Source organism: Agreia sp. VKM Ac-1783 (assembly GCF_900177765.1).
GTDB lineage: Bacteria > Actinomycetota > Actinomycetes > Actinomycetales > Microbacteriaceae > Agreia.
On sequence record NZ_FXWI01000002.1, the window covers coordinates 341,486 to 364,558 of the forward strand.

Annotated in this window: 20 protein-coding genes, 1 tRNA gene and 1 other RNA gene; 11 read left to right on the plus strand and 11 right to left on the minus strand. The window is 65.7% G+C overall.

Annotated elements, in window-relative coordinates; genetic code table 11:
* The 3 genes from CCK87_RS06640 to CCK87_RS06650 all read right to left on the minus strand — a co-directional run bounded on the left by CCK87_RS06640 (window position 1) and on the right by CCK87_RS06650 (window position 6,365).
* Window positions 1–2,988, minus strand: coding sequence for a bifunctional [glutamine synthetase] adenylyltransferase/[glutamine synthetase]-adenylyl-L-tyrosine phosphorylase (locus tag CCK87_RS06640; RefSeq protein WP_086460655.1), 2,988 nt, complete (start codon window positions 2,986–2,988; stop codon window positions 1–3).
* A gap of 54 nt (window positions 2,989–3,042) precedes the next feature.
* Window positions 3,043–4,380, minus strand: a complete 1,338-nt coding sequence (locus tag CCK87_RS06645) for a glutamine synthetase family protein (RefSeq protein ID WP_044438472.1) — start codon at window positions 4,378–4,380, stop codon at window positions 3,043–3,045.
* Between the two features lie 71 nt (window positions 4,381–4,451).
* Window positions 4,452–6,365, minus strand: coding sequence for an alpha/beta hydrolase (locus tag CCK87_RS06650; RefSeq protein WP_086460656.1), 1,914 nt, complete (start codon window positions 6,363–6,365; stop codon window positions 4,452–4,454).
* A gap of 129 nt (window positions 6,366–6,494) precedes the next feature.
* Here CCK87_RS06650 and panB point away from each other — a divergent pair, with 129 nt between their 5' ends.
* A complete protein-coding gene (gene panB / locus CCK87_RS06655) occupies window positions 6,495–7,328 on the plus strand; it encodes a 3-methyl-2-oxobutanoate hydroxymethyltransferase (RefSeq protein WP_086460657.1) in 834 nt (277 codons plus the stop codon).
* Between the two features lie 24 nt (window positions 7,329–7,352).
* Here the strand turns inward: panB and CCK87_RS06660 are convergent, their stop codons facing one another.
* The gene (locus CCK87_RS06660) at window positions 7,353–7,541 is read right to left on the minus strand and encodes a hypothetical protein (RefSeq protein WP_086460658.1); all 189 of its coding nucleotides are present in this window, start codon (window positions 7,539–7,541) and stop codon (window positions 7,353–7,355) included.
* A gap of 167 nt (window positions 7,542–7,708) precedes the next feature.
* Here CCK87_RS06660 and ppgK point away from each other — a divergent pair, with 167 nt between their 5' ends.
* Complete coding sequence (gene ppgK / locus CCK87_RS06665; protein ID WP_086460659.1) at window positions 7,709–8,527, plus strand: polyphosphate--glucose phosphotransferase; 819 nt, start codon at window positions 7,709–7,711, stop codon at window positions 8,525–8,527.
* A 31-nt stretch (window positions 8,528–8,558) separates the two neighbouring features.
* On the opposite strand, the gene rnpB is transcribed toward ppgK, so the two are convergent.
* The 3 genes from rnpB to CCK87_RS06680 all read right to left on the minus strand — a co-directional run bounded on the left by rnpB (window position 8,559) and on the right by CCK87_RS06680 (window position 10,585).
* Window positions 8,559–8,942: RNase P RNA component class A (rnpB, locus tag CCK87_RS06670), an RNA gene on the minus strand.
* 36 nt (window positions 8,943–8,978) lie between these two features.
* The gene (locus CCK87_RS06675) at window positions 8,979–9,713 is read right to left on the minus strand and encodes a hypothetical protein (RefSeq protein WP_086460660.1); all 735 of its coding nucleotides are present in this window, start codon (window positions 9,711–9,713) and stop codon (window positions 8,979–8,981) included.
* Between the two features lie 56 nt (window positions 9,714–9,769).
* Window positions 9,770–10,585, minus strand: coding sequence for a Nif3-like dinuclear metal center hexameric protein (locus tag CCK87_RS06680; protein WP_086460661.1), 816 nt, complete (start codon window positions 10,583–10,585; stop codon window positions 9,770–9,772).
* A gap of 130 nt (window positions 10,586–10,715) precedes the next feature.
* On the opposite strand from CCK87_RS06680, the gene CCK87_RS06685 reads away from it, so the two are divergent.
* The 3 genes from CCK87_RS06685 to CCK87_RS06695 all read left to right on the plus strand — a co-directional run bounded on the left by CCK87_RS06685 (window position 10,716) and on the right by CCK87_RS06695 (window position 12,569).
* Entirely contained in the window at window positions 10,716–11,357 is a 642-nt protein-coding gene (locus tag CCK87_RS06685; protein ID WP_086460662.1) for a class I SAM-dependent methyltransferase, read from the plus strand.
* A gap of 74 nt (window positions 11,358–11,431) precedes the next feature.
* Window positions 11,432–11,962, plus strand: a complete 531-nt coding sequence (locus CCK87_RS06690) for a hypothetical protein (protein WP_086460663.1) — start codon at window positions 11,432–11,434, stop codon at window positions 11,960–11,962.
* A gap of 7 nt (window positions 11,963–11,969) precedes the next feature.
* Complete coding sequence (locus CCK87_RS06695; RefSeq protein WP_086460664.1) at window positions 11,970–12,569, plus strand: GNAT family protein; 600 nt, start codon at window positions 11,970–11,972, stop codon at window positions 12,567–12,569.
* On the opposite strand, the gene CCK87_RS06700 is transcribed toward CCK87_RS06695, so the two are convergent.
* The 3 genes from CCK87_RS06700 to CCK87_RS06710 all read right to left on the minus strand — a co-directional run bounded on the left by CCK87_RS06700 (window position 12,543) and on the right by CCK87_RS06710 (window position 14,425).
* Window positions 12,543–12,615: transfer RNA gene (locus CCK87_RS06700), tRNA-Val, on the minus strand. The two genes, CCK87_RS06695 and CCK87_RS06700, sit on opposite strands and share 27 nt — an antisense overlap.
* Before the next feature lie 74 nt (window positions 12,616–12,689).
* The gene (locus tag CCK87_RS06705) at window positions 12,690–13,943 is read right to left on the minus strand and encodes an alpha-amylase family glycosyl hydrolase (RefSeq protein ID WP_086460665.1); all 1,254 of its coding nucleotides are present in this window, start codon (window positions 13,941–13,943) and stop codon (window positions 12,690–12,692) included.
* Window positions 13,944–13,951: 8 nt separating this feature from the next.
* The gene (locus CCK87_RS06710) at window positions 13,952–14,425 is read right to left on the minus strand and encodes a peroxiredoxin (protein WP_055781107.1); all 474 of its coding nucleotides are present in this window, start codon (window positions 14,423–14,425) and stop codon (window positions 13,952–13,954) included.
* 241 nt (window positions 14,426–14,666) lie between these two features.
* On the opposite strand from CCK87_RS06710, the gene aceE reads away from it, so the two are divergent.
* The 6 genes from aceE to CCK87_RS06740 all read left to right on the plus strand — a co-directional run bounded on the left by aceE (window position 14,667) and on the right by CCK87_RS06740 (window position 22,401).
* Window positions 14,667–17,393 (plus strand): pyruvate dehydrogenase (acetyl-transferring), homodimeric type, encoded by a 2,727-nt coding sequence (aceE, locus tag CCK87_RS06715; RefSeq protein ID WP_086460666.1) that lies wholly within the window; start codon window positions 14,667–14,669, stop codon window positions 17,391–17,393.
* A gap of 66 nt (window positions 17,394–17,459) precedes the next feature.
* A complete protein-coding gene (locus CCK87_RS06720; protein WP_086460667.1) occupies window positions 17,460–18,689 on the plus strand; it encodes a PucR family transcriptional regulator in 1,230 nt (409 codons plus the stop codon).
* Window positions 18,690–18,779: 90 nt separating this feature from the next.
* Window positions 18,780–19,700: an ACP S-malonyltransferase gene (locus tag CCK87_RS06725; protein ID WP_086460668.1), complete on the plus strand. Its 921-nt coding sequence runs from the start codon at window positions 18,780–18,782 to the stop codon at window positions 19,698–19,700.
* Window positions 19,701–19,735: 35 nt separating this feature from the next.
* Window positions 19,736–20,743, plus strand: coding sequence for a beta-ketoacyl-ACP synthase III (locus CCK87_RS06730; protein WP_086460669.1), 1,008 nt, complete (start codon window positions 19,736–19,738; stop codon window positions 20,741–20,743).
* A 65-nt stretch (window positions 20,744–20,808) separates the two neighbouring features.
* Entirely contained in the window at window positions 20,809–21,057 is a 249-nt protein-coding gene (locus tag CCK87_RS06735; RefSeq protein WP_044438497.1) for an acyl carrier protein, read from the plus strand.
* 105 nt (window positions 21,058–21,162) lie between these two features.
* Window positions 21,163–22,401: a beta-ketoacyl-[acyl-carrier-protein] synthase family protein gene (locus CCK87_RS06740; RefSeq protein WP_086460670.1), complete on the plus strand. Its 1,239-nt coding sequence runs from the start codon at window positions 21,163–21,165 to the stop codon at window positions 22,399–22,401.
* Between the two features lie 72 nt (window positions 22,402–22,473).
* Here CCK87_RS06740 and CCK87_RS06745 read toward each other — a convergent pair whose 3' ends face one another.
* Window positions 22,474–22,977, minus strand: a complete 504-nt coding sequence (locus CCK87_RS06745; protein ID WP_249273755.1) for a DUF3145 domain-containing protein — start codon at window positions 22,975–22,977, stop codon at window positions 22,474–22,476.
* Window positions 22,978–23,073 lie beyond the last annotated feature (96 nt).

Genomic DNA, 23,073 nt, shown 5'->3' on the forward strand with positions numbered 1-23,073 from the left:
CTAGACGCCGTAGAAGAGCCGTTCGAAGACGGCCCTGGCCCTGCGGGTGACTCCGAGGTAGTCCTCCTCCAGCGTCGTGGCCGAACCCCGAGGGTATTCGAGCAGACGAGCGATGCCGTCGAGCGCTTTGCGATCACTCGGCAGTACATCCGAGTTCTTGTTGGCCCACAGCGTCACAGCGGAGCGAGCGCGCGACGCGAAGACCCAGGCGGCACGAAGAACGGATGCGTCGGCCTCCGTGACGAGGTCGGCCGCGACAGCGGCATCCAGCGCTTCGAGCGTCGACGTGGTGCGCAGTGACGGGATGCGGCTGCCCCACTGCAGTTGAGTCAGCTGCACGAGCCACTCGACGTCGCTGAGACTGCCTCGGCCCAGCTTGAGGTGTCGAAGCGGGTCGGTGCCCTGCGGCAGGCGCTCGTTCTCGACCCGAGCCTTGATCCTCTTGACCTCGCGAACCTCTTTCTCGGCGATCTCAGCGGGAAAGCGAACGGTGTCGGCGAGCTGCTCGAAGTCACTGATGAGCGATTCGTCGCCCACCAGGCCTCGAGCTCGGAGGAGCGCCTGCGCCTCCCAGGTCAGCGACCATCTCGCGTAGTACGCCCGATACGAATCGAGCGAGCGCACCACCGCGCCGTTCTTGCCCTCGGGTCGCAGATCGATGTCGATCTCGAGCGGAAGCCGATTGTCTTCGGTGAGGCGCTTGATCTCGGTGGCGATGGCGAGAGCATCCGACGCGGCGGTCTGGTTGTCGGCCGAACGCGCCCGGTAGACGTACATCACGTCTGTGTCGGAGCCGAATCCGACCTCGCGCCCGCCGAGCCTGCCCATGCCGATGATCGCGAAGTCGATTCCGTCGGTGCCGCTCGGCATCGGCCGCCGCACGATATCGGTGATGCCCGTCAGCAGAACTGTCGTGACGTCGGTCAGACCGCGAGCGAGTTCGTCGACGGTGATGATGCCGAGGATCGACGAGATGGCGAGTCGCAGCACCTCTCGACGGCGTGCTGCGCGGAGGGCACTCGCCGCGGCATCCTTCGCATCGTGGCGCGCGATGATGGCGCGCATCTCCTCGTCGAGCACAGCGCGAGAGCGAGGACGCAACTCGTCTTCGGCCTCGAGCCACGCTGCGGCCTCGGGTATGTTCTGGAGCAGTTGCCCGACGTAGCGAGATGCCGACAGCACGTGCGTGAGTCTGGATGCGGCCCCCGACGAATCGCGCAGCATCCTCAAGAACCAGTAGGTGTCGCCGAGAGAGTCGCTGAGACGTCGGAAGGCGAGCAGACCGTAGTCGGGATCGGCGCCGTCGGCGAACCACTGCAGCATCACCGGCAGGAGGTGCCTCTGGATGCTCGCCTTTCGAGAGACCCCCGAGGTCATGGCCTCGATGTGCTTCAGCGCTCCACGCGGGTCGATGAATCCGATGGCGGCGAGCCGCGCCTCTGCCTGTTGGCTCGTGAGAGCCACCTCGTCTGCCGAGAGGCCGGCGACGGCCGCGAGCAGCGGGCGGTAGAAGAGTCTGACGTGAAGGGTGCGCACGCGATGCTTGATACCGTTCCACCGCTCGATGAGCTGCGCTGCAGACGGCTCGAGATCAGCGGCGCGCGCGAGTACCCGCTGACCGAGTTCGTCGCGGGGCATCAGATGGGTGCGTTTGAGAAAGCGCAGCTGCAGGCGGTGCTCGAGAAGCCGAAGGATGCGGTAATCCTCCGCGAACTCGATCTGCTCGGCCCGACCGATGTAGCCACGGTCGGCAAGGGCTGTCAACGCGGCGATGGTGCCGGCCTGGTGGATCTCGTCGTCTGTCTGCCCGTGGACCAGCTGCAGAAGCTGAACCGTGAACTCGATGTCGCGCAGCCCGCCCGGGCCGAGCTTGATCTGATAGTGAACGTCGTCTGTGGGGATGTGCTGCGTGACCCGCTCGCGCATCTTCTGCGCCGACTCGACGAATCCCTCGCGGGAGGCGCTGGACCAGACTCGGGGAGCGGTTGCGGCGACGTACTCCAGGCCGAGCTCAGCGTCGCCGGCAAGCGGCCTGGCCTTGAGGAGCGCCTGGAACTCCCAGCTCTTTGCCCACCGGTCGTAGTAGGCGATGTGCGAGTCGAGGGAGCGCACGAGTGCGCCGTCCTTGCCCTCGGGCCGGAGGTTCGGGTCGACCTCCCACAGTCCCGGCTCGATCCCTGACTCGTTGATGCCACGCATCGTGAGCATGGCCAGTCTCGTCGCGATCTCGATCGCGCGCTCGGGCGTCAATTCGCTGTCGGGCTGCGCCTCTCCCACGAAGATCACGTCGACGTCGCTCACGTAGTTGAGCTCTCGCGCTCCGGCCTTGCCCATTCCGATGATCGCGAGTCGGGTCGCGGCGACGCTCTCGCGGTCGAAGAACCAGAGGCCGAGTCCCTTTGTCGAGAGCGTCGTGCGGGCGACGCTCAGCGACGCCTCGAGGGCGGCGGCAGCAAGGTCGGCGAGCACCGCGGCGATGCGGTCGAGCCCTGCGACGGGGTCGACCTGCTCGAGGTCGTACGCGGCGACTCGGGCCAGCAGAGCCCGGTACCGCACGCGGAGCGCTGTCCACGCGTCTTCTCCCGGTGCCGCAGCGAAGCCGCCCTCCGAGCCGACAGAGTCGAGCAGGGCGGTACGAGCCTCGTCTGCGGTGGGGAGCACGAGTCGTGGATCCGCCAGGACGGCGAGTTCGGCCGGATGGCGGGAAAAGAAGTCGCCGAGGCCCTTGGATGCGCCGAGCACTCGGATGAGACGGACTCGGTAGCGCTCCTCGGCGAGAACCGCGGTGACCTCCTCCGGCGCCCTGCGCAGGAGAATGGCGAGGAGCGAAAGAGCCTGATCGGGATCGGGAGCGGACGGGATCGCCGCGACCAGATCGTCGATGTCGAGGCTCGCCAGGGAGGCGACGACGCGGAGCTGTTCGTCTGCCCACTCAAGATCTGCGAAACCCAATCGGGCCAGATAGCTGAGTGATCTCGATTCGCGCATGGTCCTCCGGGGAAGGGATGCGACGACCCCGTCGCATCCCTTTTCAGCCTGGTGTTAGAGCATCTCCAGATTGCTCTTGAGCTCGAACGGCGTGACCTGGGCCCGGTAGGCCTGCCACTCCTGGCGCTTGTTGCGCAGCACGTAGTCGAACACGTGCTCTCCGAGCGTCTCTGCGACCAGCTCTGATCCTTCCATCAACGTGATGGCGCGGTCGAGACTGGCGGGAAGGGGGTTGTAGCCCAGCGCGCGGCGTTCGGCCTCGCTCAGGCTCCACACGTTGTCTTCCGCCTCCGGCGGCAACTCATAGCCCTCTTCGATGCCCTTCATGCCCGCAGCAAGAAGAAGCGAGTAGGCGAGATACGGGTTTGCGGCCGAGTCGATGGCGCGGTACTCGATGCGCGAGCTCTGGCCCTTGTTGGGCTTGTAGAGCGGCACGCGCACGAGCGCGGAGCGGTTGTTGTGGCCCCAGCACACGAAACTCGGTGCCTCGTCGCCGCCCCAGAGGCGCTTGTAGGAGTTGACGAACTGGTTGGTGACGGCGGTGATCTCCGGCGCGTGGTGCAGCAGGCCGGCGATGAACTGACGACCGATCTTCGAGAGCTGGTACTCGGCCCCGGCTTCGTAGAAGGCGTTGCCGTCACCCTCGAAGAGCGAGAGGTGAGTGTGCATTCCCGATCCGGGGTGCCCAGCGAGAGGCTTGGGCATGAATGTCGCATAGACGCCCTGCTCGATGGCGACCTCTTTGATCACGGTGCGGAACGTCATGATGTTGTCGGCCGTGGTCAGCGCGTCGGCATACCGCAGGTCGATCTCGTTCTGGCCGGGGCCAGCCTCGTGGTGGCTGAATTCGACCGAGATGCCGAGGTCTTCGAGCATGCGAACGGAACGGCGGCGGAAGTCGTGCGCGGTGCCTCCGGGCACGTTGTCGAAGTACCCGGCCGAGTCGACGGGCTCAGGACCGGCGGCGCCGTATTGCGACGACTTCAGCAGGTAGAACTCGATCTCGGGATGCGTGTAGAACGTGAAGCCGCGGTCGGCCGCTTTGGCCAGCGTGCGCTTCAAGACGTTGCGAGGATCGGCGACGGCCGGCAGGCCATCCGGTGTGGTGATGTCGCAGAACATGCGGGCGGTCGGGTCGATCTCGCCGCGCCACGGAAGGATCTGGAACGTCGTGGGATCGGGATGAGCCAGCACGTCCGCTTCATACGACCGAGTGAGGCCCTCGATCGCGGAGCCGTCGAAGCCGAGACCCTCGGTGAACGCCCCTTCGACCTCGGCCGGAGCGATGGCTACTGACTTCAGGGTTCCGACCACGTCGGTGAACCAGAGCCGGATGAACTTGATGCCGCGTTCCTCAATGGTGCGAAGAACGAAGTCACGCTGCTTATCCATCTATGGGGACTCTCTTTCGAACGGGGTCTTTCAACCAGTTACAGGTTAGTGCACGCCCTCGATCTGACGGGTCAGCTCGGGACGAGCACGATCCACGCGAACCAGGCGAGCATGCCCAGCCAGACGATGACACCGGTCGATGCGAGAAGGGCTGCGCCTCTGCTGCCGAGCTTCCAGACCACGATCAGTGCGAAGAGACCGACGGCGAGGAGAATACCGAGATAGGGGAAGTACGAGGGAACTCCCACCAGGGCGAGCGCGGGTTGCGACGCCGTCGCCGAGCCCATGCCGAGAGCCAGAATGGCGCCGAACACCAAGCCGGATACGGGCGAGATTCCCGACGCGATGAGCAGGCCGAGACGTTCACGCTGGATGCCACGCACGATCAGGGTGATGATCCAGCCGACGAACCAGAGGGCGCAGAAGCCGAAGAAGATGATCGGGATCAGCAGCTCGAACCAGTTCACCTCGTCTACCGCGCGAACGACGGACGCGGCTCGAGACGTCTCGTGGACGGATGACGCGGTGACCAGAGGGGTCGTCGCGTCGTCGTGGTCGCAGACGGATGACACGTCGTCGCCTGGCTTGTCGAGCCAGGCGACCGCGGTCTTCGCCGCGCACGCACTCGTGCCGAGGACCTCATGGCCTGCGCCGGTGAACGTCACGAACTGACTTCCCGCTATCGAAGCCGCGGCGGCCTGTGCGGTCGCAGCCGGCGTGATCGGGTCGTTCGATCCGGCGAGGATCAGCGTGGGCTGTGTGAACGTCGGAGCTACTCTCAGCTCGGCGCCGGCCGGGGCGATGCCGGACTGGGCGCAGACGGCGTCGGTGAGCGAGTACGTGACGAGCAGTGGCGGGTCGACGGGAACGACCGGTTCCTCGCCCTCGGCGGGCGCTGCCGACTCGGGCGCTACCGGATCGGCGGACCAGTTGGCCTTCTGGTCGAGGCAGGTCGAGACCAGATACTGACCCCAGTTCGTGGTGCCCACGGCATCGGAGCCGAGCACCACGAAGGGAGCCAAGGCGCCGGTGTCGCCCGCTTCGAGTCGATCGAACAGCAGCGGCAGCGTGCTGGTGACAGCGGGATCGGTCAGCAACTGCTGAACGAGGCTCACGAAGTCGTTGCCCTCGAGCTCGACGAAACGCTGCCTGTCGGTGAACGGGTTGTTGACCGGGCCCTTGAACGGATCGTCGTCGAAGTCGGATGCGAGTCGGGCGACCGTGGCGGCGTAGTCGGTTCCCTCGGCACCGGATCGAGCGGAGAGTTCGGCGAGCGACGTCGTGAGTCCGGCGTAGGCCTCGCCCTTGATGTCGGCGGCTGCCGGGCTGAACGAGTCGAGAAGGACGGCGTCGCTGCCTGCAGCGTCGAGTGCGGCCACAGCCGTCATCACCTTCGACGACCAGTCGGAGCCGAACAGGGTCCACGCCGGAATCTGAAGCTTGTTGCGCAGATCGACCACGTCAGCCGCGGTCTGGGCGATCGTGTAGCCGCTCGGGTCTCCCCCGGCTGCGCTGAAGTCGGCCAGACAGTCGGCGAGTTCGATTCCGACAGCGGTTCCCTCGGCTTCGACGGTGTCGTCGGTCGACGTGAACGAATCGATCCATGCGTTCGTGGCGCCGGGGCAGTCGAGGTTTGGAGTCGAGGCAGACCCGCCGCGCTGCTCGAGCACGACGACGTCTCTGTGCGTGCCGAATCCGAGGTCGCGAGACAGGTGCTGGCCGACTGCCGCGGCTGACTGGCCGAGTCCGGGGGCCATGACGACCACGGGAGTGCCCGTCGCCGGCTGCACACGCGCCGGTATGACCGCGTAGGGGATGTCGATCGTTCGGCTGGCGGGGTTCAAGCGGTTCTCGGGAACCGTCAGCACGCCGCACGTAGCGTCACCGCTCGATGGTTTGGGGCATCCGTCGCTGCCGGCAGCAGCCGCTGCGCTGGGCACACTCAAGGCCAGCACTACGCCGGCCACAAGGGCGATGAACGGCATTCGCAGCCGACTTGTTCTTATCACTACACATCACCGTCACTATCGAGTCAGCCACACGATACCGTGATCGATCGCTTCGCCAGGCTGCGCCCCGCAGGGTGTTTCTCTCTGCGTCGATAGACTGGCACGATGTCAGAGACGCCGCCGTCAGTGCCCCCTTCTGCCCCGAAGCGCGTGCGCACACGCCATTTTCAGAACGCGAAGGCGACAGGAACCCCGATCACCGGGCTGACGAGCTACGACCAGCTGTCTGCTCGCATCTTCGACGAAGCCGGCATTGACTTTCTTCTCGTCGGAGACTCGGCGGGCAACACGGTCTTCGGCTACGACACGACGCTGCCTGTCACGGTCGACGAGTTGATTCCGCTGACGCGCGCCGTCGCCTTGGCCGTTCAGCGGGCCTTCGTGGTCGCGGACATGCCGTTCGGCTCCTACGAGAGCGGCCCACTCGAAGCTCTGCACACGGCGGTGCGCTTTATGAAAGAGACCCACGCTCACGCCGTCAAACTCGAGGGCGGAGTGCGCAGCGTCGAACAGATCCGTCGCATCGTCGGCGCCGGCATCCCGGTGATGGCGCACATCGGATTCACCCCGCAGAGCGAGCACGGACTCGGGGGTCACATCATCCAGGGACGAGGCGAAGGACTCGAACAGCTGATGGCAGACGCGCTCGCTGTCGAGGAGGCCGGTGCCTTCGCCGTCGTTCTCGAGATGGTGCCGAGCGAGGCGGCACGACTCGTCACCGAGAAGCTGCGGATCCCCACTATCGGGGTCGGCGCGGGGCCGCACGTCGACGGTCAACTCCTCGTCTGGACCGACTTCGCGGGATTCTCGACGGGCCGCATTCCGAAGTTCGTGAAGCAGTACGCCGATCTTCGCGGTGTGCTGACGGATGCCGTGACCCGGTTCCGCTCAGACGTCGCGGACCACAGCTACCCGGGCCCCGAGAACTCCTACGAGTGACGAGGCTCTACGACGGGCGCTGACTCAGCGCTGCTCCTCAGCCTCTTCTTCGGCCCACTTCGCGCTGTTGGCGCGGAGTTTCTCGAGAGCGTGAGACGCCTCGGCCTCGGTGGCGAACGGTCCCACTCGGTCGACGACAGAAGACTCGTAGCCGTGCTCGACCTTGCCTGTCTTCATGTTGTACCAGTACTGCTTCGAAGCGTCTTCCGACATGTCAACTCCCGGGATCTCGCGCAGACCTCCGATGGTCCATGCTTCGGCTACGACAAATCCTAGGCCCAGTTTCGCGAACGCCGCAGGTGCTCGAACTGCCCTAGGCTCGATACGAAACGCACAGGCGCGCCCGACGCGTCGGCGGTGATAGTTCGAGGAGACCGACCATGAGCACCCCAACCGCATCCGACGTGGCCATCGGCATCGATATCGGTGGCACCGGCATCAAAGGGGCGATCGTCGATCTCGCCTCCGGCGAATTGTTGAGCGAGCGGGTCAAGCTCTCTACGCCCGAGGGCGGCAAGCCGAAAGACATCGTCGGCACGGTCACGAAGATCCTCGAGAAGCTGACGGATGCGCCCGAAGACGCGCCCATCGGAATCTGCTTCCCCGCCGTCGTGCGGAACGGACGCACGATGTCGGCCGCCAATGTATCGAAGAAGTGGATCGGCCTCGAGGCCGAGAAGCTCTTCGAAGACGCCCTGGGTCGAGACATCTTCTTCGTCAACGACGCGGATGCCGCGGGCTACGCCGAGGTGCGATTCGGTGCGGCGCGCGACCGGTCGGGTCTGGTCATGATGACGACGCTCGGCACCGGAATCGGCACCGCGATCATCTACAACGGAGTTCTCGTGCCGAACGCCGAGCTCGGACACCTGCAGATCGATGGCGGCGACTACGAGCTGAAGGCGGCGTACTCCGCCAAGGAGCGCGAAGATCTGTCCTGGTCGAAGTGGACCGAACGCTTGCAGAAGTACTACTCCGAGCTCGAGAAGCTGCTCTCCCCCGACCTCTTCATCGTCGGCGGCGGTGTCTCGAAGAATTACCAGGAGTTCCTGCCCATGCTCAACCTGACGACCGAGATCGTGCCCGCCGTGTTGCGCAACAACGCTGGTATCCTCGGCGCGGCAGCCCTCGCGGCCCAGCCCCGCGTGGTCGCGGGCGCCGAGGAGTCGCCCCAGGAGCATCCGGCCGCAGCGCTCTAACGCGACCCTCTGCGCCCGCCGGGCGGAGAGGTGAATGGGCCGGCCGTACGCCGGGTTCTGTCCGGATCCGCGTCGCCGCGGATCCGTGACGGCCATCTATCTCGGGACTACGTTGCCGCAACCCTCTAGCGGTCTACCCGGGAACTCGACGAGCAGTCTCGATCGTTCCCTGTCTGACCTTGCTCCGGGCGAGGTTTACCAAGCAGACCAGGTCACCCTGGCCTCTGGTGGTCTCTTACACCACCGTTTCACCCTTACCGCAGGCGTGAGCCTGAGGCGGTCTACTTTCTGTGGCACTGTCTCGCGGGTTGCCCCGGGTGGGTGTTACCCACCGCCCTGCTCTGTGGAGCCCGGACGTTCCTCGGCAGCCGAGCATCCGAAGATGCGCGACTGACGCGACCGTCTCACCGACCCATTCGTGTGGAAGTCTACGGCAGAACGCCGCAGCAGATCACAGGCCGGACTCCTCCGTGCGCACGAGGATGCAGTTGCTGTCGGGGTCGAGAACCACGTCGTCTGGCGCAGCCGCTCGGATGATCGCGAGGTCGGACTCGTGCAGCTTGACGTGGCTTCCGCCAGACACGCCGCGGGTCAAGAGTGCCGCACCGATTCCGTAGCGCGAACGCTGCTTGTCGTACAGGGCGACGAGCTCGGCACTGATCGCAGAGGCGATGCGGGCTCGGCGTTCGGTCACCTGAGCGATCTCGGCATTGATCTGCTCGAGCTTGTCGTCGCGGTCGGCAGTCAGCTCCTTCTCGGTCACCAGGAGCTCGTCGAGGCGGGCGGACGCAGCCTGAAAGCGAGCGTCGATCTCCTCCTGACGTTCCATGACCGTGAGTTCGATGTCTTCGAGGTCGGACTGGCGCTTCAGCAACGAGGCCAACTCGTGTTCGAGACCCTGGATGTCTTTGGGCGACGAGCTGATGGCCAGCCGCTCCCTGTCGCGGGCGATACGTGCCGCCACGACCTCGACGTCTGACTCGACGCGGCCGATCTCGACCTTGGTGTCTTCGAGCTCGCCGCGAATGGAAGCCGACAGCGCGCGTGAGCGCGCGACGTCTTTGGCGAGCTCTGCGAGTGCGAGCGACTGCGGAAGCGTCTTGGCGGTGTGCGCGAGCTGATCGAGTCGCGTGTCTGCAGCCTGCAGGTCGAGAAGTGCTCTCTGCTCGGTGATCGGTGCCTTCATGGGTGCCTTCCTTGGCTGAGCGTTGTGGATGCCGTGTGACGGCGAGGCGGACGAGATTATTGGGTGACGACGAAGTCCCACGGGTCGGTTCGCAGCTCGCTCACCGTGAACGTGGCGCCGGGCAACTCCACAGCGAGCGCTTCTGCTGCGGACTCGAGCCACATCCACTCGCTCGCCCAGTGCGAGACATCGATGAGAGCGGGACCGGTCGACAGCATCGACTGCTGTCTCGACTCCGACGCAGGATGGTGGCGGAGGTCGCTTGTGATGTAGACATCGGCCGACGTGACGGCACGATCGGCCAGCAGAGAGTCGCCGGCACCCGCGCAGAGGGCCACCCGAGAGATCTCCTGCTCGTAGGCGCCCGACACCCGGATGCCCGTGGCCGTCGCCGGGAGGATCTCGCCGAGGGCGAGTGCTAGCCGGCCGAGAGTCGTCGGCGCGGCGAGGTCTCCGACCCGGCCGAGCCCTGTTCCGGCACGCTCACCGGCCACGATGGGCTCGGACAGTTCGAGTCCGAGCCGCTTCGCGAGCACTGAGGAGGTGCCATCGTCGACGATGTCGGCGTTGGTGTGGGCGGCGACCAAGGCGCATCCCGAGCGGATGAGCCGGGTGAGGAGGGCGCCCTTGTAGCGGTCGGTGGCGACGGACGTGACTCCGCGAAGCAGAAGCGGGTGATGCACGAAGAGCACATCGGCGCCGAGCTCGATCGCCTCGTCGACGGTCTCTGCGACGGCATCGACGGCGAGGTGAACGCGCATGGCCGACTGCGTCGGGTCTCCTGTGCTGAGTCCCGGACGATCCCAGTCTTCGGCGAACCGTGTCGGCCAGAGCCGTTCGACGGCGGCCTCGAAATCCTGGAGCGTGTGCATCACCTGCCCAGCCTACCGGCGGGGTGCCTGTGTGACTCCGGCACCCGCACCTCGCAGAACCCGGGGCATCCGTCTTGCCGAAGTCGCATGCCGAGTTGCACTGCGAATGCGCTCGACCCATCGTTGTGTCATGACCGATCACGAGCAGCAGTCGCCGGCGTCTTTCTGGGAGTCGCGCTACCGAGAGTCCGACAGGGCCTGGAGTGGGCGCGCCAATGCGGCGCTGGAGCGCGAAGCCGGCGGACTGACTCCAGGGAGAGCCCTCGACCTGGGCAGCGGCGAGGGCGGTGACGCGCTGTGGCTGGCGTACCACGGATGGAGCGTCACCGCTGTCGACATCTCGCCGACCGCGCTGGAGCGAGGCCGCCTCACTGCGGACTCTGCGGATCTCGGCGATCGGATCTCGTGGATCGAGGCGGATCTCGCGACGTGGATTCCCGACGGCGAGTTCGACCTCGTGTCCGCGCACTTCCTGCACTCCCCCGTCGAGCTTCCTCGAGAGGCGATTCTCCGGCGCGCCGCATCGGCCGTGGCTCCGTCTGGAGTACTGCTCATCGTCGGACACGGAGCCTTCCCACCGTGGTCGACGCACCGACACGACGGCCCTCCGTTGCCCGTGCCAGACGACGTGCTGGCGAGTCTCGGTCTATCGATGTCCGATTGGACCGTAGTGACGAGTGCCATGGTCGACCGCGACGCCGTCTCTCCGTCGGGCGAAACAGTGGTCATGACCGACGCGGTCCTCGCGTTGAGACGCGCTGTCTCAGTGTGAAGCGGTGTCGTGACGCCTGGCTGTCGGGGGCTCTCGCTATCGTCGATTAGTGGGGCGAATAACGGGAGAACACCATGATGAACGACGCGCAGGCTGCAGCCCAGTTGATGCGCTGGGCAGCCGAGAATGCGGCGCACCTTGCCTGGCAGAGGGTCGGCGAGCGATCGATCGAGTTCGACGTTGCGGCGCCGTACTCCGTTCGGCTCTCGGCCCTCTCAGGCACGTGGCAACTCGAGACGGTATCGGGCAGAGGCATCCGAACGTCGTCGCTCGGCGCAACCGACGCACCGTTCGGCGACGTGCTCGAATCGCTGCGTGAACGGCTCTACGGCACGGCCACAGACGAGTTCGACGACGCCGATCGATCAGGCGGTCAGGCGCTCGCGCAGGTGCTGCGCACCTCGTCAGACGAAGAGCGAGACGGCATCTGGTGCGCTCGGGCGGCGACGCTCCTCGCGGGGCACGCCATCAAAGACGGTTATGGACTGCAGGCGCGTCTGCGACTCGAAGAGGCAGCAGCACTCTACGCGGCTGCCGGCGACGTCGACTCCGAGAGCCGGATGCTGCAGACGCTGGCGTCGCTCCCGGAGCTGCTGCGGGCGTGATGAACGTATGAACGCCGTGCCCTTGCATCTCCCCACGCTGTTTGGAGAGCACGTACGCCTTCGAGAGTGGCGGCAGTCCGATACTGCGATCGTGCGCGATGCATCCCATGATCCGCTGATCCCGCTTTTGACGACCGTGCCCGACACGGCGGGCGAGCCTGAGGCGTTGGCGTTCATCGAGCGCCAGAACCAGCGGGTCGAATCAGGCGCAGGCTACGTCTTTGCGATCGCAAACGAAGACGATCGAGCCGTCGGCCATATCGGCCTTTTCTTCACGAACGGCGCGGGCGCGCGCGCCAGTATCGGGTACTGGGTCGGTCCTTCTGAGCGCAGACGCGGATACGCTGCGGACGCGCTCGCCACGCTGACGTCCTGGTCGCTGAGACTTCACGATCTTGATCGGCTCGAGTTGTATGTGGAGCCGTGGAACGTCGGCTCGTGGAGAGCGGCGGAGAAAGCCGGTTACGAGCGTGAGGGCCTGTTGCGTGCGTGGGAACGAATCGACGGTCGCCCCCGGGACATGTACATGTACGCTCGGATCACCGATCGCGCGCGCACAGAACAGACAGAGCAACAGGGGTGGGCCCTACCGGGCTCGAACCGATGACATCCACGGTGTAAACGTGGCGCTCTACCAACTGAGCTAAAGGCCCCTGCATCACGAGAAAACTCATCTTCGTGCGGTGAACAGATTACACGCTCGCGGCGCAAAGCCGGAATCCGGCGGTCAGTCCGCCAGGGCGTATCCGTGGGCGGGCACCCTGTTTCCGCGAAGCGTGACCTCGTCGTCCGTCAGATTGATCGCCAGCGTCGCGCTGCCCTCACCTGAGCGTGCCGTTGCCTCGAGCAGAAGCGTCTCGTTCGCCAGTTCGACCACCTCAATGCGCGCGTCGTGCAGCCACGCGTGCTGGCGACGGAAGGCGATCAACCGCTGGTGCAGCTCGAAGACCTCGTTGCGCTGCCATTCCGACGCACCTCGGTCGGCCTCCGGCCTCACTGCGTCGTCTCCCCCGGCCCTGTCTTCCTTCACGCCGGTCAGGCCGCGCTCGTCGCCGTAGTACACGCTCGGAACGCCGGGCAGGAAGAACAGGAGAGCGTGCGCGAGCTGTGCATGTCGGCTGTCGGAGATGAGCGACGCGATGCGGGTGACGTCGTGGTTTCCCACGAAAGTGAGCGGCGCGAAACGCTCCACGAACTCCTGGTGCCGCTCCAGCGACCACGCCAGTTCGAAGAAGTTCTTCTCGTTCAGCGAGTTCCAGATCGCCTTCCACAGCTCGTACTGGGTCACGGAATCCATGCCGGACTTGTCGACGATGGCGGCGTAGTCGCCGTGGATGACCTCTCCCACGATCCACACGTCGGGATGCGTCGAGCGGACCGCGTCGAGGATCGGCCGCCAGGCATCCGGTGCCACGGCGTACGCCGCGTCGAGCCGCCAGCCGTCAGCACCGCGGTCGAGCCAGTGCCGCATAACGCGCGTCACATAATCGGCAGCGGGCGGATGCGCGAGGTCGAGTTCGACGAGATGGCCGTGGCCCTCGAAGACGGCCGGCTTCAGCTCGGCGTCGGGCGCCTGATCTGCGTCGAGACGGAACCATGCCGCCTCGGCCGAACCCGGGCCGGCCGCGACCGCGGCCTGCCAGAGGGGGTTGCTGCGGGCGACATGATTGAAGACGCCGTCGAGGAGCAGGCGGATGCCGCGTTCGCGGCACGCCGCCACGAGCGCATCGAAGTCGCCGTCATCACCCAGTCTCGGATCGATCGAAAGGTGATCGATCGTGTCGTAACCGTGGGTCTCGGAGTCGAAGATCGGCCCGAGAGCGAGGCCGTTCGCGCCGAGATCGACGACGTCACCGAGCCACGGCACGATCTCGCCGAGTCGATGCTCGACGGGCACGTGCGTATTCGACGTGGTGTCAGCTCCGACGAAGCCCAATGGGTAGATGTGCCACCAGATGACGTGCTCTGTCCATGCGGGCATGCGTCGACTCAGGCCGCGACTGACCGCATCTCGTCGAGAGCTGCCCTGTAGGCCTCGATCGAACGAGCCTCTCCGGGGGCGGTGATGAAGCTCTCTCGGATGATGCCGTCGATGTCGATGAGGAAGGTCGCACGGTTCGCGAAGCCCTTGCCGTCGAGGAAGACGCCGTACTCCTTGGCGACGGCACCGTGCGGCCAGAAGTCAGCCAGCAGCGTGAAGTCATAGCCCTGCACCTCGGCCCACGAACGCAATGCGGACTTGGAGTCGACCGAGATGCCGAGAAGCTCGACGTCGTTGTCCTTGAAGAGGTTGAGGTTCTCTTCGAGTGCGCAGAGTTCGCTCGTGCAGGTTCCGGAGAATGCGAGAGGGAAGAAGACGAGAGCCACGGCCTTCTTGCCGCGGAACTGGCTCAACCGGATTCGCTCGCCGAACTGGTTGGCGAGGTCGAAATCGGGAGCGCGGGTGTCGTTCTCCAAAGCCATGATCGTTCTGATTCCTTTCGCGAGCGGGGATGGACGCCTTGTGGGCCCCGACCTGGGTGCCCGTTCGCTGAACGTCGCCGATCCTACGCCTGATCCCAGGGAGTACCAACCGGAACGCGGCCAGAGTGCCGTCAACATTCACTAGGCTGGAGGATGGCGCGCATCCCGACGCCCGGACACGAATCCGGGCACGGCTCGCACCAGCACTAGAAAATCTGTCACCCACAGAAAGAGGTCGACGTTGACTGTCAACGACCAGGACCCGTACTCGGTTAGCTCGACCGATTCCGATCCCGAAGAAACCGCGGAGTGGAACGAGTCACTCGACCAGCTGGTTGCGGCTCACGGCCACGGGCGTGCGCGCGAGATCATGCTGAGCCTGCTGAAGCGAAGCAAAGAGCTGCACCTCGGTGTGCCGATGGTTCCCACCACCGACTACATCAACACCATTGCCTCCGAAAACGAGCCCGAGTTCCCGGGCAATGAAGAGATCGAGCGCCGTTACCGCGCATGGATCCGCTGGAACGCCGCCGTGCTCGTGCACCGCGCCCAGCGACCCGGCATCGCCGTCGGCGGCCACATCTCGACCTACGCGTCGAGCGCCGCCCTCTACGAGGTCGGATTCAACCACTTCTTCCGTGGTCAAGACCACGCATCCGGCGGAGACCAGATCTTCGTCCAGGGCCACGCGTCCCCCGGAACCTACGCTCGAGCGTTCCTCGAGGGCCGCCTGGGCGAGAACCAGCTCGACGGCTTCCGCCAGGAGAAGTCGCACGTGGGCGGCGGACTCTCGTCGTACCCCCACCCGCGCCTGATGCCCGAATTCTGGCAGTTCCCGACTGTGTCGATGGGCCTCGGCCCCATCAACGCGATCTACCAGGCACAGCTGGCCAAGTACGTCACCAACCGCGGCATCAAGGATGCGTCCGATCAGCAGGTCTGGGCATTCCTCGGCGACGGCGAGATGGACGAGGTCGAGAGCCGCGGACAGCTGCAGGTCGCGGCGAACGAGGGCCTCGACAACCTCAACTTCGTCATCAACTGCAACCTGCAGCGCCTCGACGGCCCTGTACGCGGAAACGGCAAGATCATCCAGGAGCTCGAGAGCTTCTTCCGTGGTGCCGGATGGAACGTCATCAAGGTCATCTGGGGCCGCGAGTGGGACTCGCTGCTCGCCAACGACACCGATGGCGCGCTGCTCAACCTCATGAACACGACTCCGGATGGCGACTTCCAGACGTACAAGACTGAAGACGGCGCGTACGTGCGCGAGAACTTCTTCGGTCGCGACCCCCGCGCTCTCAAGCTCGTCGAGAACTACACCGACGACGACGTGTGGAACCTCAAGCGCGGTGGACACGATTACCGCAAGGTCTACGCGGCGTTCAAGGCTGCGGCCGAGCACAAGGGCCAGCCCACCGTCATCCTCGCCCACACCATCAAGGGCTACGGCCTGGGCAAGAGCTTCGAGGGCCGCAATGCGACCCACCAGATGAAGAAGATGACGCTCGACAACCTCAAGTCGTTCCGCGACGAGCTTCGCATTCCCATCACCGACGCCCAGCTCGAGGAGAACCCCTACCTGCCGCCGTATTACAAGCCGGCAGAGGGCGACGAGGCCATCGAGTACCTGCACGAGCGTCGACGCGAACTCGGCGGTTACCTGCCCGAGCGTCGCTCGAAGTACGAGCAGTTCGATCTGCCTGACGACTCCGCCTACCAGACCCTCAAGAAGGGTTCGGGAACTCAGGAGATCGCCACGACCATGGCCTTCGTGCGTCTCCTCAAAGATCTGACGCGCTCCAAGGGTTTCGGTCACCGCATCGTGCCGATCATCCCCGATGAGGCCCGCACCTTCGGTCTCGACGCGTTCTTCCCGACGTCGAAGATCTACAACCCGAACGGCCAGAACTACACCTCGGTCGACCGCGACCTGCTGCTCGCCTACAAGGAGAGCCCTCAGGGAACGATCATCCACGTGGGCATCAACGAGGCCGGCGCGCTGGCCGCGTTCACGGCGGTGGGCACCTCGTATTCGACACACGGCGAGCCGCTCATTCCGGTCTACGTGTTCTACTCGATGTTCGGTTTCCAGCGCACGGGTGACGCCCTGTGGGCCGCCGGAGACCAGATGGCTCGCGGATTCGTGATCGGTGCCACCGCCGGCCGCACGACCCTGACCGGTGAGGGCCTGCAGCACGCCGACGGACACTCTCTGCTGCTCGCCTCCACGAACCCGGCCGTCGTCTCGTACGACGCCGCCTACGGTTACGAGATCAACCACATCGTTCGCGACGGTCTCGAGCGCATGTACGGCGGATCGCACAGCGACCCCAACGTCATGTACTACCTGACGGTCTACAACGAGCCGCACGTGCAGCCGGCCGAGCCCGAGGGCCTCGACGTCGACGGCGTGCTCCGCGGCATCTACAAGCTGAAGAACGGCACCGTCGAGGGTCCGAAGGCGAACATCCTCGCCTCCGGCGTCGCGGTCCCCTGGGCTCTCGAGGCGCAGCAGCTTCTGGCCGACGACTGGGGCGTCTCCGCCGACGTGTGGAGCGTGACATCGTGGACCGAGCTCCGTCGCGACGGGCTGAAGGCCGAGGAGCACAACTTCCTCAACCCGAACGCCCCCAAGCAGACGGCGTACGTCACGACGAAGCTAGCCGACGCTGCCGGACCGTTCGTGGCGGTGACCGACTACATGCACGCGGTGCCCGATCAGATCAGGCAGTTCGTTCCCGGTGACTACGCCACGCTCGGCGCCGACGACTTCGGCTTCTCGGACACCCGACCCGCGGCTCGTCGCTTCTTCAAGATCGACGGTCCGTCGGTTGTGGTGCGCACCCTCGAGCAGCTCGCTGCCAAGGGCGAGGTCGACGCCTCGGCACCGGCCTGGGCCATCGAGAAGTACCGTCTGTACGACGTGACGGCCGGAACGTCGGGTTCCGCAGGCGGAGAGAGCTGACGAACGCGCCACGGCCGAAGCGTTCGATGAACAGATCTAGCGCGCCGATCGACGAGACGACCGAGCATGGCCAAGAGTAAAGCGGAGACACTCGCGTGGCTCCGCACCATCTCGGGTGAGCTCGCGACCGCGACGATCAAGCGCCTCGACGCGACGCTGCCCTGGTACGGCGACATGCCACCAGGGCGGCGGAGCGCCGTCGGTCTCGTCGCGCAGGCAGGTATCAAGTCGTTCATCCAGTGGTACGAGGATCCCTCCACCACCACGTGGATCGCGTCCGACGTCTTCGGATCCGCGCCGCGCGAGCTCCTGCGCTCGGTGACGCTGCAGCAGACGCTTCAGCTGATCCGCGTGGTCGTCGAGGTCGTCGAAGACCGGGTCAAGGGCGCGGATGCCTCGCTGCGCGAGGCCATCCTGCTGTATTCGCGCGAGATCGCGTTCGCATCCGCCGATGTCTATGCTCGCGCCGCCGAGGCCCGTGGTCTCTGGGACGCGCGCCTCGAGGCCCTCGTCGTCGATTCGATCCTCAGTGGCGAATACGATGACGAACTGCCCTCCCGCATCGCGGCGTTGGGCTGGCACGGTCACGGTGAGGTGAGCGTCCTCGTCGGAACGACCCCGCGAGTCCTCGATGTAGACCAGCTGCGCCGCACGGCCAGGCACCTTCAGGCAGACGTTCTGATCGGCGTTCAGGGCAACCGCCTCGTCCTCGTCATCGGTCGATCGATTCCCGCGCCCGGCAGCGCGACTCCGGCGAGCGAAGCGGCGTCGGCCGCGGAGACCGACGAGACGAACGCCGAGCCGACCCTGAGCTTCATGGACATCGCTCGTGCGCTCGAGCCGGGATTCGGCCCCGGCCATCTCGTTCTCGGGCACGAGGTGCCGAGCCTGGTCGACGCATCCAGAAGTGCCAAAGCAGCGCTGGCCGGTTTCGCCGTGGCTCGCGCATGGCGCAACGCCCCGCGGCCCACCCTCGCCGACGACCTGCTGCCCGAGCGTGCGCTCGCCGGAGACCCGTTGGCGCGCTCGACGCTCGTCAACCGCGTATACCGCCCGCTGCAAGACCAGTCGCCGGAGTTGATGGCGACGCTCTGGTGCTACCTCGACAACGGCCGCTCGCTCGAGGCGACAGCTCGAGAGCTCTACGTTCACCCCAATACGGTGCGCTACCGCCTCAAGCGCGTGTCCCAGGTCATCGGATGGGACGCGACGGGAGCGCGCGAGGCGCTGATCCTGCAATCGGCGCTCATCCTCGGAACGATGCACGACCATGAGGGTGGCGGCGCACGACGGTGACGCGGCCCTGTACCCTTTCGACAGCAGTTCTCGCCATTGTTGGTGGGAATTGCACACACCTTTGATCTCAACTCTTGGGAGGATGATCTAGTGATCGTCATCGTCTGCCCCGGCCAGGGTTCTCAAACCCCCGGCTTCCTCTCTCCTTGGCTCGATGTATCGGGTTATCGCGAACACCTCGACGAGTTGGGAGCCGCTGCCGGCCTCGATCTCGTGGCTCATGGCACGACGAGCGATGCCGACACGATTCGTGACACCGCCGTCGCCCAGCCGCTGATCGTCGCTGCCGGCATCCTGACCCTTCGCGCACTGCTGGCCGACGGTCGCGTCGAGCGCATCGGCGGCATCGCGGGCCACTCTGTCGGCGAGATCACGGCGGCAGCAGGCGCCGGCGTATTGACCGAGACGGATGCGATGGCTTTCGTTCGTCAGCGCGGGCTCGCGATGGCCGCGGCCGCCGCAGAGACGTCGACCGGCATGAGCGCGGTCGTGGGTGCCGACGAGCAGGAGCTCCTCGCCCGACTCGATTCGCTCGGACTGCAGCCCGCCAACTTTAATGGCGGTGGCCAGATCGTGGTGGCCGGTGCGCCGGACGCCCTCGCTGCCCTCGCCGCAGAACCCCCGGTGAAGGCCCGGGTCATTCCCCTGCAGGTAGCCGGCGCGTTCCACACGCGCTACATGACGCCCGCCGTGGCGACACTCACCGAGGTAGCCTCGCGACTCGACGCGCACGACCCCACGACCACTCTCTGGACGAACAAAGACGGCAGCGTCGTGACGAGCGGTCGCGAGTTCGTCGATCTGCTCGTCGGCCAGGTCTCGTCACCCGTTCGATGGGATCTCGACATGGAGGCCTTCGCGAACGCCGGGGTCACCGGAATCATCGAGGTCGCGCCCGCCGGCGCCTTGACCGGCCTCGCAAAGCGTGGCCTTCGCGGCGTGCCCGCCGTCGCAGTCAAAACCCCTGACGACCTCGAGGCGGCGTTCGCACTGCTCGACGGCGACGCGTGAACCCGACACCCGATTCGATCCACCCGGAGACTCTTATGAAGCATGCCCCGCTCAAGCAGAATCGCGGAAGCGAGTTCACTCGCATCCACAGTGTCGGCGCCGCGCGCGGCGAGAACGTCGTTCCGAACGACGATCTCATCGGCCCGATCGACTCCTCCGACGAGTGGATCAGGCAGCGTACGGGCATCATCGAGCGTCGACGTGCCGGCAAGGACGTGCTCGCAGTCGACCTCGCGACGACGGCCTCCCTCGAGGCCATCGAGCGGGCCGGCATCGATCCGCAGCAGATCGGCGCAGTGATCGTCGCGACCATCAGCAACCCCGTCGTCACGCCCTCGATCTCGTCGCTGCTGGCAGAGCGCGTCGGAGCGAACCCCGCCGCCGCGTACGACATCGAGGCCGCGTGCGCCGGGTACACCTATGGCATCGCCCAGGCCGACTCGCTGATCCGTTCCGGGCTCGCCGAGTACGTGCTCGTCGTCGGCGCTGAGAAGCTCTCCGAGTTCATCGACCCGGCCGACCGCTCGATCTCGTTCCTTCTCGGCGACGGTGCGGGTGCTGCCATCGTGGGTCCCAGTGATTACGCGGGCATCTCCCCCAGCATCTGGGGTTCCGACGGGTCGAAGTGGGACACGATCTACATGACCGGAACGCACGCGCAGTTCCGCGACGGCGAGATTGACGTGTGGCCGACCATGCGCCAGGAGGGCGCCACGGTCTTCCGCTGGGCGGTCTGGGAGATGGCGAAGGTCGCCCAGCGCGCTCTGGACGCGGCGGGCATCACCAGTGCCGATCTCGCGGCCTTCATTCCCCATCAGGCGAACATGCGCATCGTCGACGAGTTCGCCAAGCAGCTGAAGCTTCCCGAATCCGTCGCCATCGCGCGTGACATCGCCACGACCGGAAACACCTCGGCCGCGTCCATCCCTCTCGCGACCCATCGCCTCCTGGAGGAGAACCCGGAGCTCTCCGGCGGCCTTGCCCTGCAGATCGGTTTCGGAGCCGGTCTGGTATTCGGCGCGCAAGTCGTCGTGCTGCCTTAGCCATCAACTCGTATCGCCTGACCTAAACTAAGTGACGGTCAATTCAACCCTCAAGGAGAAACACAATGGCATTGTCCACCGAAGAAGTGCTGGCCGGCCTGGCCGAACTCATCAACGACGAGACCGGTATCGCCACCGACACGGTCGAGATGGACAAGTCGTTCACCGACGACCTGGACATCGATTCGATCTCCATGATGACGATCGTCGTCAACGCTGAAGAGAAGTTCGACGTGAAGATCCCCGACGAAGAGGTCAAGAACCTCAAGACCGTCGGAGATGCCGTCACGTTCATCGTCGCGGCACAGGACTAACACTCCCCGCTGCAGCGCAGACGACAGGCCCGGGCATCACGCCCGGGCCCGTCGTCCACGCACCGAATACTGCCCACGATTGACCACGTGCTAGAGAGTTTTTCCATGAGTTCCAAACGAATCGTCGTCACCGGAATCGGTGCGACCTCCCCCCTCGGCGGCAACGCCCGCGACACGTGGGCAGCGCTGCTCTCGGGTGCGTCCGGTGCCACCACCCTCGAGCAGGAGTGGGTCGCCAAGTGGGAGATCCCCATCACCTTCGCCGCACAGGCGAAGGTGCCCTCGAGCGAGGTCCTCGAGCGTATCGAGACCAAGAGACTCGACCCCTCGAGCCAGTTCGCGCTTACCGCGGCACGGGAAGCCTGGGCCGACGCCGGCTCGCCCGAGGTCGTTCCCGAGCGTTTCGGCGTGGACTGGGCGACGGGAATCGGCGGCGTCTGGACGCTGCTCGACGCCTGGGACACTCTGCGCGAGCGGGGCCCTCGCAGGGTCCTGCCCATGACCGTTCCCATGCTGATGCCGAACGGTCCCGCCGCGGCCATCGAGATGAGCCTGGGCGCACGTGCCGGTGCTCGCACGGTCGTCTCGGCCTGCGCATCCAGCACCGAGTCGATCGCGAACGCCTACGACCACCTGCAGGCCGGTTATGCCGACATCATCATCGCGGGCGGCTCGGAGGCGGCGATCCACCCGCTTCCCATCGCGTCGTTCGCAGCCATGCAGGCCCTCTCCAAGCGCAACGACGACCCGGCCACGGCCTCGCGCCCCTACGACGTCACGCGAGACGGTTTCGTGCTCGGTGAAGGCGGAGCGGCCATCGTTCTCGAGACCGAGGAGCACGCTCTGGCCCGCGGCGCACGCATCTACGCCGAGGTCATCGGCGGAGCCGTCACGAGCGACGCTTACCACATCACGGCGCCCGATCCCGAGGGATCGGCGGCGGCTCGAGCGATGATCGCTGCGGTCGAGGGTTTCGGGTACTCGCTGTCCGACGTCGCACACATCAACGCCCACGCGACCTCGACCCCGGTCGGCGACATCGCCGAGTACAAGGCTCTTCGTCACGTGTTCGGCGACTCGCTTGCGGGCATCCCCGTCTCCGCGACCAAGGCATCCACCGGTCACCTTCTCGGTGGCGCCGGCGGAATCGAGGCGATCTTCACGATCCTGGCGCTGCACGAGCGCACGGCGCCACCCACGATCAACCTCACCGAGCAAGACCCTGAGATCGACATGGACGTGGTTACCGCGCCGCGCACTCTGCCCGATGGCGATCTCGTTGCGATCAGCAACTCGTTCGGCTTCGGTGGTCACAACGCGGTCGTGGCCTTCAAGACCGCCTGACGCGCGAGCGGTTGTCGTTCGGTCCCCTCGCTTCACCCGACTGTGTCGGTGGAAGCGAGGGGACCGAACTGGTTAACCGACGGAGTGGAGCCACACCACGGGAGAGAAATCGCTCTCGTGGCGGAAGGGCTCCAGCTCGTCGTCCCATGCCTGTCCTAAGGCCAGGCGGAGTTCGCGGTGCAGTTCGAGCGCATCGGTGCCGGCATTCTCCATTGCCGCGCGAATGCGGTCTTCCGGTATGACGGTGTTGCCGGCGCTGTCGGTCTGCGCATAGAAGATGCCGAGGTCGGGCGTGTGCACCCAGCGACCGCCGTCAGAGCCGGCGGCGGGATCCTCGGTCACCTCGAAACGGAGGTGCTCCCAGCCTCGAAGTGCGGAAGCGATGGCTGCACCCGTTCCTGCTGGGCCTTCCCAGTAGAACTCCGTGCGCTGCGAGCCGCGCAACACGGGCTGCTCGCGCCAGGTGAAGTTGACGGCACGACCAATAGCGCGACCTGCGGCCCACTCGACGTGGGGGCAGAGCGCGCGAGGGGCGGAATGAACAAAGATCATTCCGTGTGCGACGGGTGCCACCATTGTTTTCTCCATTTCGTGAGGTACGTCTTCCCCAACGACCTGTGAAATGGAACTGCGGCGGCACTGTTATGAAGTTGTTCTTTGCATTATGCACGA

Excerpts from the sequence above, each read along its gene's own strand:
- CCK87_RS06640 (WP_086460655.1), bottom strand. The coding sequence starts at position 2,988 with ATGCGCGAATCGAGATCACTCAGCTATCTGGCCCGATTGGGTTTCGCA.
- CCK87_RS06645 (WP_044438472.1), bottom strand. The coding sequence starts at position 4,380 with ATGGATAAGCAGCGTGACTTCGTTCTTCGCACCATTGAGGAACGCGGC.
- CCK87_RS06650 (WP_086460656.1), bottom strand. The coding sequence starts at position 6,365 with ATGCCGTTCATCGCCCTTGTGGCCGGCGTAGTGCTGGCCTTGAGTGTG.
- panB (WP_086460657.1), top strand. The coding sequence starts at position 6,495 with ATGTCAGAGACGCCGCCGTCAGTGCCCCCTTCTGCCCCGAAGCGCGTG.
- CCK87_RS06660 (WP_086460658.1), bottom strand. The coding sequence starts at position 7,541 with ATGTCGGAAGACGCTTCGAAGCAGTACTGGTACAACATGAAGACAGGC.
- ppgK (WP_086460659.1), top strand. The coding sequence starts at position 7,709 with ATGAGCACCCCAACCGCATCCGACGTGGCCATCGGCATCGATATCGGT.
- CCK87_RS06675 (WP_086460660.1), bottom strand. The coding sequence starts at position 9,713 with ATGAAGGCACCGATCACCGAGCAGAGAGCACTTCTCGACCTGCAGGCT.
- CCK87_RS06680 (WP_086460661.1), bottom strand. The coding sequence starts at position 10,585 with ATGCACACGCTCCAGGATTTCGAGGCCGCCGTCGAACGGCTCTGGCCG.
- CCK87_RS06685 (WP_086460662.1), top strand. The coding sequence starts at position 10,716 with ATGACCGATCACGAGCAGCAGTCGCCGGCGTCTTTCTGGGAGTCGCGC.
- CCK87_RS06690 (WP_086460663.1), top strand. The coding sequence starts at position 11,432 with ATGATGAACGACGCGCAGGCTGCAGCCCAGTTGATGCGCTGGGCAGCC.
- CCK87_RS06695 (WP_086460664.1), top strand. The coding sequence starts at position 11,970 with ATGAACGCCGTGCCCTTGCATCTCCCCACGCTGTTTGGAGAGCACGTA.
- CCK87_RS06705 (WP_086460665.1), bottom strand. The coding sequence starts at position 13,943 with ATGCCCGCATGGACAGAGCACGTCATCTGGTGGCACATCTACCCATTG.
- CCK87_RS06710 (WP_055781107.1), bottom strand. The coding sequence starts at position 14,425 with ATGGCTTTGGAGAACGACACCCGCGCTCCCGATTTCGACCTCGCCAAC.
- CCK87_RS06720 (WP_086460667.1), top strand. The coding sequence starts at position 17,460 with ATGGCCAAGAGTAAAGCGGAGACACTCGCGTGGCTCCGCACCATCTCG.
- CCK87_RS06730 (WP_086460669.1), top strand. The coding sequence starts at position 19,736 with ATGAAGCATGCCCCGCTCAAGCAGAATCGCGGAAGCGAGTTCACTCGC.
- CCK87_RS06735 (WP_044438497.1), top strand. The coding sequence starts at position 20,809 with ATGGCATTGTCCACCGAAGAAGTGCTGGCCGGCCTGGCCGAACTCATC.
- CCK87_RS06740 (WP_086460670.1), top strand. The coding sequence starts at position 21,163 with ATGAGTTCCAAACGAATCGTCGTCACCGGAATCGGTGCGACCTCCCCC.
- CCK87_RS06745 (WP_249273755.1), bottom strand. The coding sequence starts at position 22,977 with ATGGTGGCACCCGTCGCACACGGAATGATCTTTGTTCATTCCGCCCCT.